Genomic DNA, 15,453 nt, shown 5'->3' on the forward strand with positions numbered 1-15,453 from the left:
CGGGCCATGAACGGCAGGACCGGGTTGCAGCCCAAGGCTCGCGTCAGCCGCCCCCGTCGGATGGGGGATCGGCGCTGTGCGCGGCAGGCCGGTTCGGGCCGGCACGCTTCCTAGAGACCCTGGCGCCCTTTCTCGGCACCGCTCTGGACAATGACGGAGTCCGGGGCGCTGGCGTCCGTGCCCGGCCGTTGCGGCGGGGGTGACGGAAGCGGAACGTCGCGGCTGCCCTCGGTGCGGTCGCGATAGAGGGCTGCGCGCGCCAGCAGCATCAGGGTAACCGGGGTGGTCACGACCATGAAGATCCCGATCAGGATCTCGTGCAGGACGGGGCGCGTCTGCAGCGCCGAGAAGTACAGCATCGAGGCCGCCAGCACCGAGGCGATCCCGAGTGTCGTTCCCAGCGTCGGGGCGTGGATGCGCTCATAGAAGCTGCCGAGCCGCAGCAGCCCGAGGGATCCGACCAGCGCCAGCCCGGCGCCGAGCAGCAGCAGCAGCGCGGTCGGAACCGCCACCCACAGGGGAATGTCCGCGGCCGGGTTCATTCGATCACCTCGCCCCGCATCAGGAACTTGGCCAGGGCGGCGGTCGCGACGAAGCCGAGCAGGGCGATGACGAGCGCGGCCTCGAAATAATGCGTGCTGCCGGTCCGAATTCCGAAGGTCAGCAGAAGCATGGTGGCGTTCACGTACATGGTGTCGAGCCCGAGCACGCGGTCCTGCGCACGGGGGCCCCGCATCAGGCGGAAGGCCGCGCAGCCCATGCCGAGCCCCAGGAAGAGCTGGGCCACGAGGATCGACCAGCCGAGCAGCGCGGCCGTCATTCGAAGATCTCCATCAGCGGGGCCTCGTAGCGCTCCTTGATGATGCGGACCCATTCCTCGCCGTCGATCAGGTCGAGAACGTGGAGCAGCATGGAGTTCTCGGAGGAGTCGTACTCGACCCAGACCGTGCCCGGCGTGGCCGTGATGATGCAGGCGAGCGCCGCCAAGCCGTAGGGTGCGCGCATGTCGAGCGAGATCCGTACGAATCCCGAGGTCCGGGGCCGCCTGCCCCGGCCCAGGATGATGCCCGCGACGGCCCAGTTGGACCGGACGACCTCGACCGCGACCCTGGCGGCGAGCCCGAGAGCGGCCCGTGGACGCCGGAACGAGCTTGCCGGCGGGTCGAGCGCCATCAGCACCCAGGCGGCGCCGGTCGCCAGGATCGCGCCCAGGATCACCGAGCCCGGCGACAGGCTGCCCTGCAGCAGCAGCCAGATCGCCAGCAGGCCGGCAGCGGGCACCACGATGGTGCGCCACCGACTCACAGTGCGGCTCCGGTCCCGGATCCGGCCGCCGCCGGGCCGATGACGCCGCGGACGTAATCCCGCGGGGCGTGCAGCATCTGCGAGGTCGCCTCCATGTAGCGCATGGCGGGCCCGGCCCCCGCCGTCAGAGCCACGCAGAGGCCGAGCAGCAGCACGACGGGAGCGATCTCGATCACGCGCACGCGCGGCAGCACAGTGGCAGGAGTGGTCCAGAAGACCTCGATGCCTGCGCGGGTCATCGAGACGATCGTCGCCAGGCCCGACAGCATCAGGGCGGCTAGAAGCGCCCAACTGCCCGGCGACGTGCTGCCGCCGGGCGCGAACAGCGGGGCCAGCATCGCGAACTTGGCGAGGAAGCTGGACAGCGGCGGCAGCCCCGCCAGCAGCAGTGCGCAGGTCAGGAAGCTCAGGCCGAGAATGGCCGTGGAGGCGGGGATGGCGACACCCACCTCATCGTCGTAGGGATCGTCCTCCTCGCCGCCGAAGGCCTCGCGCGTCACGGCCAGCACGTCCGCGCCGACCTCGCGGCCACGCTCGACCAGCTCGACCAGGAGGAAGAAGGCGCCGATCGCCAGCACGGAGCTGGCGAGATAGAGCAGCGCTCCGCCGGTCACCCCAACCTGACCGGACCCGATGGCGGCCAGCAGCGTGCCGGAGGAGACCAGGACGTTGGCGCCGGCCAGGCGCGCGGTGTTCTGCGTCGCCAGAACGGCCACCGACCCGAAGGCGATGGTCAGCAGCCCGCCCAGCAGCAGCCAGTTGCCGCCGAAGCCCGCGGATACCCCCGCCCCCTCCCCGAACAGCAGCAGCCAGAGCCGCAGCACGGCATAGACGCCGACCTTGCTCAGGATCGAGATGATCGCGGCGGGCGCCGCGCCGGCCGCCGCATAGGTCGTCGGCAGCCAGAAGCCCAGCGGCCACATCCCGGCCTTGATCAGGAAGGCGACGCCCAGGATCGCGGCGCCCGCCTCCAGCAGCGCCCGGTCCTCGCCGGCCAGCGGCGCGACGCGGCCCGCGAGTTCGGCCATGTTGAGCGTGCCGGCGATGCCGTAGATCATGCTCACCCCGATTAGGAAGAGCAGCGAGGTCGCGAGATTGATGGCGAGGTAGTGAAGCCCGGCCCTGACGCGGGCAATGCCGGACCCGTGCATGGCCATCCCGTAGGAGGCGGCCAGCATGACCTCGAAGAACACGAACAGGTTGAAGAGGTCGCCGGTCAGGAAAGCCCCGTTCAGCCCCATCAGCTGGAACTGGAACAGGGGATGGAAATACGCTCCTGCGCGGTGCCAGCGGGCCAGCGAGAAGACCAGGGCCGCGAGCCCCAGAAGCGCGGTCAGGACCAGCATCAGTGCCGACAGGCGGTCGAGCACGAGCACGATGCCGAACAGCGCCGGCCAATCGCCCAGCCGGTACACGCGCACCGTGGCGGTGCCCAGGGCCTGCTCCTGGTCAGCCGCCATCAGCAGCGCAATCGCGAGGGCGAGCTGCGCCAGCACGGACGCGACGCCCAGCAGCGCATTGATGGGGCGGCGCCGGTCGCCGAGCAGGATCATGGCCGCTCCGGCCAGCAGCGGGATGATGATCGGCGCGATCGTCAGGTGGTCCGCCCAGCCGCTCAACTGTCCTGCTCCTTGCCGTCCACGTGATCGCTTCCCGTCAGGCCGCGCGCAGCGAGCATCACGACCAGGAACAGCGCCGTCGTCGCGAAGCTGATGACGATGGCGGTGAGCACCAGCGCCTGGGGCACCGGATCGGCATACTGGGCGAGACTGCCGGCCTCGCCGCGCTCGAGGATCGGTGCGGCGCCGGTGCGCAGCCCGCCGGTCGAGAAGATGAAGAGGTTCACCGCGTAGGACAGCAGCGACAGCCCGATGATCACCTGGAAGGTGCGGGGCCGCAGCAGCAGCCAGATCCCCGATCCCGTCAGCACGCCGATCGCAAGGGCGAGAATGGTCTCCATCAGTCGTCCCCCGCCACGCGCGTTGCGGCGGCGCGTCCCTCGGAGGAACGCGGCACCGCGCGCTGCCCGCGCACGGACTGGTGCGCGAGCGCGATCAGGATCAGGACCGTCGCACCGACCACCAGCGCGAAGACGCCGATGTCGAAGACCAGGGCGCTCGCCGTCGGAACCTCTCCCAACAGCGGCAGGCCCAGATACGAGAAGTACGAGGTCATGAACGGTCTGCCGAAGAACCAGGCAGCCAGCCCCGTGCCCGCGGCAAGCAGGAGGCCGACCCCCATCCAGCGCAGCGGGGGAACCCGCAGGCGGTCCTCGACCCAATGTGTCCCGCCGATCATGTACTGCAGGATGATCGCGATCGAGGCTGTCAGCCCGGCCACGAAGCCGCCGCCGGGCTGGTCGTGGCCGCGCAGCAGCAGGTACGCCGCGACCAGGATGATCACCGGGAACAGCAGCCGCGTGAGGACGGAGGGAACCAGAAGCCAGTCGGCGACCGTGTCGCCCTCGCTGCGGTCGGGCCGGGCCTCGTCGTAGGCGCTCTGGTCACGCTGCTGCTCGGGGATCTCGACACTGTCAGGCGCCGGACGGAAGCGCCGGAGAAGCGCATAGGCGACCAGGGCGACGGCAGCCAAGACGGTGATCTCGCCCAGGGTGTCGAAGCCGCGGAAATCCACCAGGATCACGTTGACGACGTTGGTCCCGCCGCCCTCTGTGTAGGCGCGCGCCAGGAAATGCTGAGCCAGGAGCTCGGGCGGGGATCGGGTCATGACCCCATAGGCGAGACCGGCCATGCCGGCGCCGGCCGAGATCGCGATGGTCAGGTCGCGCAGGCGGCGCGTAAGGGTGACCACCTCGGCCTGGCGGGTGGCGGGATTGTCGATCCGCTTCGGCAGCCAGCGCAGCCCGAGCAGGAGCAGGATCGTCGTCACGACCTCGACCAAGAGCTGCGTCAGGGCGAGGTCGGGCGCCGAGAACCATACGAAGGTCACGCAGGTCACCAGCCCGGTGCCGCCCAGCAGGATCAGCGCCGCGAGCCGGTGGAACTTGGCGAGCCAGGCGGCGCCGAAGGCGCAGGCCGCCCCGCCGACCCAGACAAGCGCCAGAACAGGATCAATGCCCGAAGGCATCACGTTGCCGGGGCCCAGCCCCCGTACCTGCACCGCAATGGCACCGGCCAGGATCGCGACGCAGACCAGCAGGCGCAGCTGCGGCTGCAGGCGGCGCGTCCCCAGCAGGCGCTCGAGCGTACGCGCAAGGCGCCAGGACAGGAAGACCATGGCCCGCTCGAACATGCGCCGCCCGTCGAAGGAGCGGAGCATCGGCGGGCCGTCCGGGGCGCTCCGAAGCTGCTTCTGCAGCCCGATATAGAGCGCCACGCCAGCGGTCAGGGCGATGAAGCTCATCAGCAGGGGCAGGCTGAAGCCGTGCCAGACCGCGAGACTGTAATCGGGCGTCGCGGCGCCGAGCGCCGCGTGCGCGGCCATGTCGAGAAAGGGCCCCACCGTGGCCGCCGGCAGGATTCCGACGATGATGCAGGCGAGGACGAGGATCTCCACCGGGAAGCGCATCCAGGCCGGAGGCTCGTGCGGGGTTCTCGGGAGGTCGGTCGGGTCGGGGCCGAAGAAGGCGCCGTGGATGAAGCGCAGCGAATAGGCCACGCTGAAGGCGCTCGCCGCCGTGGCGGCGAGCGGCAGGATCTGCAGGAGGAAGAGCTGCGAGGTCTGGGCCGACAGCGCCTCGGCGAAGAACATCTCCTTCGAGAGGAAGCCGTTGAGCAGCGGCACGCCGGCCATGGCCGCAGCGGCGACCAGCGCAAGGCGAGCGGTGAAGGGCATGGAGCGGTTCAGCCCGGACAGGCGGCGGATGTCACGCGTGCCGGTCTCGTGGTCGATGATCCCCACGGCCATGAACAGGGACGCCTTGAACGTGGCATGGTTCAGGATGTGGAAGATCGCCGCGACCATCGCCAGCTCGCTGTTCAGGCCGAGCAGCAGCGTGATCAGCCCGAGATGGCTGATGGTCGAGTAGGCGAGCAGGCCCTTCAGGTCGAGCTGGAAGATCGCCACATACGCGCCGAGCAGCAGCGTTGCAACTCCGGCGGTCCCGACGATCCAGAACCAGGCCTCCGTCCCTGCCATCACCGGCCAGAGCCGGGCCATCAGGAACACGCCCGCCTTCACCAGCGTCGCCGAATGCAGGTAGGCCGAGACCGGCGTGGGCGCCGCCATCGCCTGCGGCAGCCAGAAATGGAAGGGGAACTGCGCGCTCTTGGTCAACGCGCCCAGGAGGATGAGGATAAGTGCCGGCAGGTAGAGCGCATGGGACCGGATCCGCTCGCCCGAAGCCAGAACCACGTCGAGGTCGTAGCTGCCGACGATATGGCCCAGCACGAGCACGCCGGCGAAGAGGCAGAGCCCACCTGTCGCCGTGACCGTCAGCGCCATGCGCGCGCCCTCGCGCGCGGCCGCCGTATGGTGCCAGTAGCCGATCAGCAGGAACGAGAAGAGGCTCGTGAGCTCCCAGAAAAAGGCGAGCTGGACCAGATTGCCCGAGAGCACCACGCCCGTCATGGCGCCCATGAAGGCGAGCAGGAAGGCGAAGAAGCGCGGGACCGGGTCCTCGGCCGACATGTAGTACCGCGCGTAGAGAACCACGAGCGCGCCCACGCCGGACACCAGCCCCGCGAAGAGCCAGGCGAAGCCGTCCATTCGCAGCGAGAAGTCGAGCCCAAGCGCCGGCATCCACGGGATGGCGTGGCGAACGACGCCCCCGTCCGCAACCGTCGGGTAGGCCGCCCAGACGAACGCGAGCATGGAAAGTGCGATCGCCCCGGCCAGCCAGGCCGCGGCGTTGCGTGCATGCGTCGGCAGTAGCCCGGCCACTATGGCTCCGAGGAACGGAAGGGCGATGGAGGACAGGAGGATCAGGGCGTCCGGCATCTTCTCCTACGATCGGACATCCGGGATCCGGACGTCGACGGCTTCTTGCAGGGGGCAGGTTCAGGTGCGGCCGGTGCGGGAGCCGGACCGGCCAAGCGGGGCGTTCATTTCCTTTCCGGTATCGATCCGGGCTCCGCTCCCGCAACGGCCAGCTGGTGGACGAGCTCGACGACCTCGTCCGGCGAGGCCGCGGCCCGCAGCCGGCGAAGCGCCTGCGGATCCCGCAGGGACCTGCAGATCTCGGACATGGCGGGGAGCAGTCCCTTGCCGGTCGCGGCGGGCCACAGCACGAGGAAAACGAGATCGACGGGTTCCTCATCCCTGGCGTCGAAATCGATTGCCCGGCGCAGGCGCGCAAAAAGCATGATCGGGGTCTCCGCATCGCGGAGCTCCGCATGGGGAAGCGCGACGCCCTTGCCCAGCGCCGTCGATCCCAGGCGCTCCCGGTCTTGCAGCGCGTCGAGGACCTCATGCTCGGGGAGGCCCAGCCTCGGCGCCGCCGCAGTCGACAGCGCCTCGAGCAGCGCCCACTTGTTCCCCGGGCTCGCGTCCAGGATGACGTCCGCGGCGGAGAAGAGATCCGAGATTGCCATCCGCGCCTCCTTGATCGTTCACGACGGGCGGCGGTCGGCTGCCATGTCCGGCAGACCGGCCATCCGGCGGGCGTGTAGGGAGCCCCACCCGGCGGAGGATTTCCAGCCCGAATGCACGGGCCCCCATCCTGCCGCGGCTCCCAGCCGGACCATCGATGCCCGGAGGGTGGCGGCGCTCAGTCCGCGGGCCGGAACCGCGAAGGGTCGAGCAGCACGCTGGCCGCGATGGTGACGACCTCGCGCAGGTCCGCCTCATTGGCGAGGGTGACATGAGTCGGCAGGCCCGGATGGTCACGGATGTCGGTGACGACGTAGACCTTCCGGAAGCGGCCCACGCGCTCGAACCGGTCGCCCGGCGCGATCCCTGCCCCTCGCGATGCCACGACAGCCGTCCTCCGCGCTCCACATACGTACGCTTGCCGGCGCGCCGGCCGCGGCGGCGAACGCACCGTGCTGCATTTTTAAACACCGCATGACGGGCGACCGGCCTGCGCATTTATCGCAAGGACAATACCGGTGCATCGGACAGCTACATCCGAATCGGCCGCCCGCCGACCCGTCAAGGGTGACATGATGGGGGTGCCGGGAGCGAGCTGCCGCCGGAGGCCACATGAAGCCGCAGCGCAAACGCATCGCCGTCGCCTGTCAGGGCGGAGGGAGCCACACCGCCTTCACCGCCGGGGTCCTGGACCGCATCCTCCAGGACGAGCACCACCTCGTCGCGTTGAGCGGCACGTCCGGGGGCGCCATCTGCGCGCTGATGGCGTGGTACGGGCTGCTGCACCGCGACCGCAGGATGGGCCGGGCCCTGCTCGAGAGCTTCTGGGAGGCCAATGCCGCGGCGTCGTGGCCGGACCGGCTGCTGAACGGGCTTGTGACCGGGGGCGTCCGGCTGCGCAACTGGGTGAGCGCACCCGAGGTCAGCCCCTACGTGCTGCCGGACTGGGGTCAGAGGCGGCTGCGGGCGCTGCTGGGGGAACATGTGGACTTCGCCGGCATCCCGGCCCTCCTGGGCCCGGACAGCCCGAGCCTCTTCGTGGGCGCCGTCGAGGTGCTGAGCGGGACCTTCCGCGTGTTCCGCGACCACGAGATCACCGCCGATGCGATCCTGGCTTCGGCAGCGATTCCCACGCTGTTTCGGGCTGTCCCCGTCGGCGCCGGCCTCTACTGGGACGGGCTGTTCTCGCACAACCCGCCGGTGCGCGACCTGCCGGACGCAAAGCCCGACCAGATCTGGGTCGTGCAGATCAACCCGCGCGCCAGCACCGCCGAGCCGCGCACGGTCGAGGAGATCCTGGACCGGCGGAACGAACTGTCGGGAAACCTGTCGCTGGAGCAGGAGCTGCATTTCATCGAGAAGATCAACGAGTTCGTCCGCCAGGGGGCCTTTAGCCACGACCGCTACAAGATCATCGAGATCCGCCGGATCGAGATGGCCTGGGACCTAGACTACGCCTCGAAACTCGACCGGGATCCGGCCTTCCTCCGCGCGTTGATGGATCATGGCCGCGAACGGGCGGAGGAGTTCCTGGTCAGCGCATGACCCCGCCGCCCGGCGGAGGGCGGAGCGCGCCGCCCCGCAACAAAAGCGCGTGGTCGATGTTCGCGCCTGAATGGTGCCGACGGATGCGGCACCTGGATCGTGGCCCCTGCCCGCACTCCGGGGCGGGCACCAGCCGTGGGAGGAACCGTCATGCCCGAGATCCGTGCTGCGCTCGGAGCGATCCTGCTGGCGGCAGGCCTGGCGGTCGCCGCGCCGGCAGCGGCGCAGGTTCCAGACGACGTGCTCGTGGTCGGCCAGATCGCCGAGCCGGCCTCGCTCGATCCCGCGGTCAGCACGGCAACCAACGATTTCCGGATCCTGATCAACCTCTACGAGGGCCTGGTCCGCTACCGGCCGGGCACCCTGGAGGTCGAACCCGCCCTGGCCGAGAGCTGGACCCTCTCCGAGGACGGCCTGACCTACGAGTTCAGGCTGCGCCAGGGCGTCCGTTTCCACGACGGCACGCCCTTGGACGCCGCAGCGGTGAAGTTCAACTTCGAGCGCATGCTGGACAAGGACCATCCGGCCGCAGCCACGGGGCCCTTCCCCCTCGCCTTCTTCTTCTCGTCCGTGGACCGCGTCGAGGCGGTCGACCCCCGCACGGTGCGCTTCACCCTGAAGGAGCGTTTCGCGCCGTTCCTGTCCAACCTCGCCTATCCGACCGGCCTCCTGGTATCGCCCGCGGCGGTCACGAAGCGCGGCAAGGAATTCGGGCGCAATCCCGTGGGCACGGGCCCCTTCCGGTTCGCGGAATGGCAGGGCGGCCAGCAGGTGACCGTCGAGCGCAATCCCGACTACTGGGGCGATCCCGCGAAGCTGCAGGCGGTGGTGTTCCGGCCCGTGGCCGATGCGAACACGCGGGCCGCCGAGATGCTGTCGGGCGGCATCGACGTCATGGTCGAGGTCCCGCCCGACACCCTCTCACAGTTCCGGGACGGGGACGGCTTCCGGATCCACGAGCAGGCGGGCCCCCATCTCTGGTTCCTGATCCTGAACACCCGCGAGGGCCCGCTGAAGGACAGGCGCGTCCGGCAAGCCGTGAACTACGCCATCGACAAGCGCGCCATCGCCGAGAACATCCTCCAGGGCACGGCGATCCCGGCCAAAGGACCCATGGCCCCGGCCTTCCAATGGGCCTTCGATCCGACCCTCGAGGGCTATCCCCACGACCCCGACAGGGCGCGGGCCCTGCTGAAGGAGGCCGGCGCCGAGGGCGCAAGGCTGACCTTTTACGTGGCCGAGGGCGGATCCGGCATGCTCGACCCGCTGGCCATGGGAACGGCCATTCAGGCCGACCTCGCTACGGTCGGTCTGGATGTGCGGATCGAGACATACGAATGGAACACCTTCCTCGCCCACGTGAATCCCGGTCTCGAGGGCAAGGCCGATATGGCCGAGATGGCCTGGATGACCAACGATCCCGACACCCTGCCCTACCTGACGCTGCGGACCGAGGCGCAGCCGCAAAACGGGGGCTTCAACTCCGGCTACTACTCGAACCCCGAGCTCGACCACATCCTGGAGCGTGGACGGCGCAGCAGCGACCGGGCCGAGCGGGCCGAGCTCTACCGCCAGGCGCAGCGGATCATCGTCGAGGATGCGCCTTGGGCCTTCGTCGCGCACTGGAAGCAGAACGCCGTCACGACGGCAGCCGTGCAGGGCTTCGCGCTGCAGCCCTCCTTCTTCCTGCTGCTTGACGACGTTACGAAGAAGTAGGCCGGGCCGTGGCCGCCTATGCCCTGGGCCGTATCCTGGCGCTCGTCCCGGTGCTGTTCGGGCTCAGCCTCATCGTCTTCCTGATCATGGCTCTGATCCCGGGAGACCCCGCGCTCGCGATCCTGGGTCCCTACGCGACGCCGGAGAACGTGGCACGTATCAACCGCGACCTCGGTCTCGACCGGAGCCTGCCGGTCCAGTACCTGAGCTGGCTTGGCAATGTCCTCAGCGGCGACCTCGGCCGGTCCTACAGCCTGAACCGGCCGGTGCTGGACGAGGTGGCCGAGCGCTTCTCGGCGACGCTGATCCTTGCCGGCACGGCACTGCTGCTGGCCTCGGTCCTGGGCCTTCTGGCCGGGATCGTGTCGGCCGTGCGCCAGTTCGGGCTCGCCGACAAGCTGGTGACGCTCGCGGTGCTGGTGGGCATCTCCCTGCCCTCCTTCTGGCTCGGCCTGCTGCTGATCCTGCTCTTCGCGGTGCGCTGGCGCCTGCTGCCGGCCAGCGGGATGTACGCGATCTATGGCGGTGGGGATTTGGCGGACCTGCTGCGCCACCTCGTCCTGCCCGCCGTGACGCTGGCCATCGTCGCGGCGGGCGTGATCGCCCGCCTGACCCGCTCGGCCATGCTGGAGGTGCTGCGCCAGGATTTCGTGCGCACCGCGCGCGCCAAGGGGCTAGGCGAAGGGCGCGTGATCCTCGGCCATGCGCTCAGGGCCGCCATGGTCGGCGTGATCCCGGTGATCGGTATCCAGGCAGGCTTCGTCCTCGGCGGCGCCGTCTACATCGAGACCGTTTTCCAGTGGCCCGGGATCGGCCGCATGCTGGTCGATGCGATCGCCAAGCGCGACGTGCTGCTGGTCCAGGGCGGCGTGCTGGTGGTCGCCACCTGCTACGTCCTCTTCAATCTCGCCGCGGACCTGCTGCAGCGCCTCCTGGACCCGAGGATCGCGCCGTGACGGGAGCCGCCGCCTTCCTGCGCCGGCTGCTGCGCAATCGGCTCGCGGCGGCGGGGCTGATCCTGCTGGTGCTGGTCGTGCTCCTGGCCGCGGCGGCGCCCTTGCTGCCCCTGGCGGATCCCGATGCGACCGCGCCGGTGCGCCGCCTCGCTCCCCCTTTCAGCGAGGGCGCCTGGCTCGGCACCGACACGCTGGGCCGGGACATCCTCTCGCGCCTTATCTGGGGGACGCGGCTGAGCCTCGCCGTTGGGATCTCCGCCTCGCTGCTCGCAGCGCTGCTCGGCTCGGTGGTGGGGCTGGTGGCGGGATACGCAGGCGGGCGCACGGACGCGCTGCTGATGCGCGGCATCGATACGCTGATGGCCTTTCCCTACCTGCTGCTGGCCCTCGCCATCGTCGCCGCACTCGGCCCCGGGCTGCTCAACGCGCTCTATGCCGTCGTCGCCGTCAACATCCCCTTCTTCGCGCGGAACGTGCGTGGGGCCGCAGCCGGGCTCAGGAACCGGGAATTCGTGGATGCGGCGCGCCTCTCGGGTATGGGCGGGCTGCGGATCCTGCTGAGCGAGGTGCTGCCCAACGTGATGCCGGTGATCGTGATCACCCTCTCGACCACCATCGGCTGGATGATCCTGGAGACGGCGGGCCTGTCCTTCCTGGGCCTCGGATCGCAGCCGCCGCAGGCCGATCTCGGCTCCATGCTGGGCGAGGGCCGCAGGGCGCTGATCAATGCGCCGCACGTCACGGCCGTGCCGGGCGTCATGGTGTTCCTGATCGTGATGAGCATGAACCTGGTCGGCGACGGCGTGCGCGATGCGATCGACCCGCGCCTGAGGTCCGGCCTGCCGGCTCGGCCCAGCGCGGCAACGCGGGTCGCGCGCGCCACGGCCTCCGTTCCGGGCGCTGCGGTTCCAGCCGGCGCCGCCCCGGGCGAGCCGGCGTCCGGCGCGCTGCTCGCGGTCTCGGACCTGCGGACCGCCTTCGAGGGGCCATCGGGCCCGGTCGATGCCGTGAAGGGCGTGAGCTTCCACGTCATGCCCGGCGAATGCCTCGGCATCATCGGCGAGTCGGGCTCGGGCAAGTCCGTGACCGCGCTGTCGATCGCGCGGCTGGTCGCCTCGCCGCCAGGCGTGGTGCGCGGCGGCACCGTCCGATTCAACGGCGCCGACCTGCTGGCCCTGCCGGCGGGGCCGCTGCAGCGCCTGCGCGGCGGACGCATCGCCTATGTCTTCCAGGATCCGCTGACGACACTACACCCGCTGATGCGGGTCGGCGCGCAGGTGACGGAAGCGATCCGCGCCCACGCGCCGGTCCCCGCCGCGGAGGCCGGACGCCGGACGATCGAGCTGTTCGCGGCCGTGAAGCTGCCGGACCCGGCCTCCATGGCGCAGGCCTTCCCGCACGAGCTCTCGGGCGGGCAGCGCCAGCGGGTCTCGATCGCCATGGCGCTGGCCAACGATCCCGACCTGATCATCGCCGACGAGCCGACCACCGCGCTGGACGTCACCGTGCAGGCCGAGATCCTCGATCTGCTCGACGCGCTGCGCAGGAGCCGCCGGCTCGCGATGATCTTCATCAGCCACGATTTCGGCGTGATCGCCCGCATCTGCGACCGCGTCGCGGTGATGCACCGGGGCGAGATCGTGGAGACCGGCGAGGCCCGTCAGATCCTTGCCCGTCCGCGCCATCCGTATACGCGACGCCTGATCGCGGCGGTGCCGGTGCTCGGCCGCGCGAGAGAGATCCTGCGCGCCTCCGAACGCGCGGAGGAGCTGCCTTGACCTCCCCGCCGCCCGCGGTGGAGGTTCGCGGCCTCGTCAAGACCTACCCCGCGCGCTTCTCGCTGTTCGGGCGATCGCGCGCGGCCGTGCAGGCGCTGAAGGGCGTGTCCCTTCATGCCAAGCGCGGCGAGACGCTTGGGATCGTCGGAGAATCCGGCTCCGGCAAGACCACCCTCGCCCGCAGCCTCGTGGGGCTGGTCCGTCCCAGTGCCGGGACCATCCTGCTGGACGGCCGGCCGGTCGGGGAGCATGCCGCTGGACCGGGGTCGCTGGGTGCCGTCGTGCAGTACGTCTTTCAGGATCCCATGTCGTCCCTGAACCCGCGCAAGAGCGTACGGCAGACCCTTTCGGCGCCGCTCCGGTTCCTGGCCGGGCTCGACGCCCGGGCGCAGGCATCCCGCCTGGCCGAGCTGATGGCGGCAGTGGACCTGGACGCCACTTTCCTGGACCGCTACCCGCACGAGCTCTCGGGCGGGCAGGCGCAGCGCATCGGCATTGCACGGGCGCTCGCCGCCGGGGCCGGCATCATCGTGCTGGACGAGCCCGTCTCGGCCCTGGACGTCTCGGTCCAGGCGCAGGTGCTGCGCCTTCTCGCCGAGCTGAAGGCCCGGCGCGGCCTGACATACATTTTCATCAGCCACGACCTCGCCGTGGTCGAGGCGATCGCGGACCGCGTCGCCGTGATGTCCGCCGGCGAGATCGTCGAGGAAGGGCCGCCCGCCAGCATCTTCACGGCCCCGACGCACCCCTACACGCGCCGGCTGGTGGCATCCGTCCCGGCGCTTCCGATCTGAGGGGACGGGGCGCCGAGGAGACCCGGCAAGGAGATCAGGCGGGGACGGGTTCCGCGCCGGAGTGCTCGATACGGTCGCGGCCGGCCGCCTTCGCGCCGTAGAGGGCCCGGTCCGCCAGGGCGATCAGCGCCGGCGCCGAGGTGGTGTCCGCCTTTGCCGCGGCCACCCCCAGGGAAAGCGTCACGTGGCCGAGGGAACGGCCCTCATGGACGATCGACAGCTCCCGTGCGCCGGCCAGAATGCCCCCGGCACGCTCCAGGGCGCCGTCCAGCCCGACGCCCGGCAGCACGACGATCAACTCCTCGCCGCCGTACCGGCATGCGATGTCGCCCTTGCGCACGCGGGCGAGAACCATGCGCGCCACCGCCTGCAGCATGGCATCGCCGGCTTCGTGCCCAAAGGAGTCGTTGAACCGCTTGAAGTGATCGATGTCCATCATGATCACCGCGATCTCTCCCCCGGTCCGCTCCGCGCGAGCGAACTCGAGGGCGAGCGTCTCCTCCATGTAGCGCCGGTTGAACAGGCGCGTGAGGGGATCCCGGATCGACTGCTCCCGAAGGCTCGCGCGCAGCCGGTGGTTCACCAGCGCGAGCGCCACGCTCTCGACCAGCGCGCCGGCGGCATCGCGCTCGACGGGTGAAAGCTCTCCCTGGAGGTAGAGCAAACCGACGACGTCGCTCGCCGCCGTCAGCGGCAGGCAGTGGTAGCAGGAGGCCGGCGTTCCCGCGAAGTGCTGGCAGTCGACTTCGCCGTAGTCGTCCCCACGGTGATGGGACTGGCCGCGCCGAAGGGCCCAGCAGTCCTGCGGCTGGAACTCGGTCGGAAGGTTCGGATCGCCCCAGGCGGCGATCCGGACGAAGAGATTGCGGGAGTGATTGACGGCGAACAGGGCGCCGGCCCGGTCCGGGAGGATCTCCGGGACGAGGCGCGCCGCGACCTGCCCGAATTCCCCATCGCCTCCCGCGCTTTGCAGGCGCTGGGCCATGCGCGACAACGTCTCGATGGCGCGACCGCGGGCAACGAGCTCGTCCGTCTTCCGGCTCAGCGCCTCGTTGGCCTCGAGGATCTGCTGGTCGGCAGCCTCCCGCGCCACCAGCGCCGCCGCCTGCTGGTCGGCCATCGCGTTGATGGCATGCGCAAGGCGGCCGAGCTCGTCGTCGCTCCTCACCGCGATCCTGTGACCGGAAGCCCCCGCGCCGAGGAGCCGCGTCCCTTCCACGAGCTGCTCGAGGGGGCGGTTCAGGCGGCGCATGGTCGTGAGGCCGAGCGCGAGCATGGTCACGACCACGACCAGTCCGCCGCCGAGGATCGTCGCGAAGATGCCGCGGGTCCTCGTCCGCGCGGACTCGCTCCGGGTCTCCAGCAACTGCTGCTGCACGGCCTGGATCTCGGCGACCGATTGCCGGATCCGCGCCATCGTGTTCAGTCCTCGATCGCCTTGGACAAGGGCCAGCGCTGCCTCGAAGTCGCCCTTCCTGCCGAGATCGACGGTCTCGCGCAGTTCCGCGAACTTCGTCTCGACGAGCTTTGCGAGCTTTGAGAGGCGGTCCTTCTGTCCGGGGTTCACGACGAGTTCGTTGGCGCGCCGGAATGATCCGGCATTGTGCTCCAGGGCCGGGTCGAGCTGCGCGAGATAGGCTTCGCGCCGAGTCAGCAGAAAACCGCGCTGTGCGGTCTCCGCGACATCGACGGAGCCCTGGATCTCCGCCACGCGCAGAACGACCTCCTGGGTCCGCTCGACCCATTCGGCATCTGCCTGGGCGCGCCGCAGCTCCACGTAGATCGAAGCGCAAAGCACCTGCACCGCCGCCACGGCGACGATCCAGAGGAGCGCTGTGCGTGTTCGCAGCGACATTCTTCGAGGGGCTC

The 15,453-nt window shown here is 70.1% G+C and carries 14 protein-coding genes; 5 read left to right on the top strand and 9 right to left on the bottom strand.

Going from position 1 to position 15,453, the window contains the following annotated elements:
* Nucleotides 1-110: 110 nt before the first annotated feature.
* The 8 genes from mnhG to JUB13_RS03630 form a co-directional block, all read right to left on the bottom strand.
* A complete protein-coding gene (gene mnhG, locus JUB13_RS03595) occupies nucleotides 111-542 on the bottom strand; it encodes a monovalent cation/H(+) antiporter subunit G (protein ID WP_207477287.1) in 432 nt (143 codons plus the stop codon).
* Nucleotides 539-820 (bottom strand): K+/H+ antiporter subunit F, encoded by a 282-nt coding sequence (locus JUB13_RS03600; protein WP_207477288.1) that lies wholly within the window; start codon nucleotides 818-820, stop codon nucleotides 539-541. The genes mnhG and JUB13_RS03600 overlap by 4 nt, the downstream gene beginning before the upstream one ends.
* The gene (locus JUB13_RS03605; RefSeq protein WP_207477289.1) at nucleotides 817-1,305 is read right to left on the bottom strand and encodes a Na+/H+ antiporter subunit E; all 489 of its coding nucleotides are present in this window, start codon (nucleotides 1,303-1,305) and stop codon (nucleotides 817-819) included. The genes JUB13_RS03600 and JUB13_RS03605 overlap by 4 nt, the downstream gene beginning before the upstream one ends.
* Nucleotides 1,302-2,924, bottom strand: coding sequence for a monovalent cation/H+ antiporter subunit D (locus JUB13_RS03610; RefSeq protein WP_207477290.1), 1,623 nt, complete (start codon nucleotides 2,922-2,924; stop codon nucleotides 1,302-1,304). The genes JUB13_RS03605 and JUB13_RS03610 overlap by 4 nt, the downstream gene beginning before the upstream one ends.
* Nucleotides 2,921-3,265, bottom strand: a complete 345-nt coding sequence (locus tag JUB13_RS03615; RefSeq protein ID WP_207477291.1) for a Na+/H+ antiporter subunit C — start codon at nucleotides 3,263-3,265, stop codon at nucleotides 2,921-2,923. The genes JUB13_RS03610 and JUB13_RS03615 overlap by 4 nt, the downstream gene beginning before the upstream one ends.
* Nucleotides 3,265-6,204 carry a monovalent cation/H+ antiporter subunit A gene (locus tag JUB13_RS03620; protein ID WP_207477292.1) on the bottom strand — a complete coding sequence of 980 codons (2,940 nt, stop codon included), beginning with the start codon at nucleotides 6,202-6,204 and terminating at the stop codon, nucleotides 3,265-3,267. The genes JUB13_RS03615 and JUB13_RS03620 overlap by 1 nt, the downstream gene beginning before the upstream one ends.
* Before the next feature lie 104 nt (nucleotides 6,205-6,308).
* Entirely contained in the window at nucleotides 6,309-6,797 is a 489-nt protein-coding gene (locus JUB13_RS03625) for a PTS sugar transporter subunit IIA (RefSeq protein ID WP_207477293.1), read from the bottom strand.
* Between the two features lie 176 nt (nucleotides 6,798-6,973).
* A complete protein-coding gene (locus JUB13_RS03630) occupies nucleotides 6,974-7,180 on the bottom strand; it encodes a hypothetical protein (RefSeq protein ID WP_207477294.1) in 207 nt (68 codons plus the stop codon).
* A 227-nt stretch (nucleotides 7,181-7,407) separates the two neighbouring features.
* On the opposite strand from JUB13_RS03630, the gene JUB13_RS03635 reads away from it, so the two are divergent.
* The 5 genes from JUB13_RS03635 (at nucleotide 7,408) to JUB13_RS31150 (ending at nucleotide 13,584) form a co-directional block, all read left to right on the top strand.
* Entirely contained in the window at nucleotides 7,408-8,340 is a 933-nt protein-coding gene (locus tag JUB13_RS03635; RefSeq protein ID WP_207477295.1) for a patatin-like phospholipase family protein, read from the top strand.
* Nucleotides 8,341-8,490: 150 nt separating this feature from the next.
* Nucleotides 8,491-10,056: an ABC transporter substrate-binding protein gene (locus JUB13_RS03640; RefSeq protein ID WP_207477296.1), complete on the top strand. Its 1,566-nt coding sequence runs from the start codon at nucleotides 8,491-8,493 to the stop codon at nucleotides 10,054-10,056.
* Between the two features lie 8 nt (nucleotides 10,057-10,064).
* Nucleotides 10,065-11,012: an ABC transporter permease gene (locus JUB13_RS03645; protein ID WP_207477297.1), complete on the top strand. Its 948-nt coding sequence runs from the start codon at nucleotides 10,065-10,067 to the stop codon at nucleotides 11,010-11,012.
* Nucleotides 11,009-12,790: a dipeptide/oligopeptide/nickel ABC transporter permease/ATP-binding protein gene (locus JUB13_RS31145; RefSeq protein ID WP_328702857.1), complete on the top strand. Its 1,782-nt coding sequence runs from the start codon at nucleotides 11,009-11,011 to the stop codon at nucleotides 12,788-12,790. The genes JUB13_RS03645 and JUB13_RS31145 overlap by 4 nt, the downstream gene beginning before the upstream one ends.
* Complete coding sequence (locus tag JUB13_RS31150) at nucleotides 12,787-13,584, top strand: ATP-binding cassette domain-containing protein (RefSeq protein ID WP_236024677.1); 798 nt, start codon at nucleotides 12,787-12,789, stop codon at nucleotides 13,582-13,584. Before JUB13_RS31145 ends, JUB13_RS31150 begins: the two co-directional genes overlap by 4 nt.
* A 34-nt stretch (nucleotides 13,585-13,618) precedes the next feature.
* Here the strand turns inward: JUB13_RS31150 and JUB13_RS03660 are convergent, their stop codons facing one another.
* Nucleotides 13,619-15,439: a sensor domain-containing diguanylate cyclase gene (locus JUB13_RS03660; protein ID WP_207477298.1), complete on the bottom strand. Its 1,821-nt coding sequence runs from the start codon at nucleotides 15,437-15,439 to the stop codon at nucleotides 13,619-13,621.
* Between the last annotated feature and the right edge of the window lie 14 nt (nucleotides 15,440-15,453).

Origin of the sequence: Arenibaculum pallidiluteum (genome assembly GCF_017355985.1) — a bacterium.
Taxonomy (GTDB): domain Bacteria; phylum Pseudomonadota; class Alphaproteobacteria; order Azospirillales; family Azospirillaceae; genus Arenibaculum; species Arenibaculum pallidiluteum.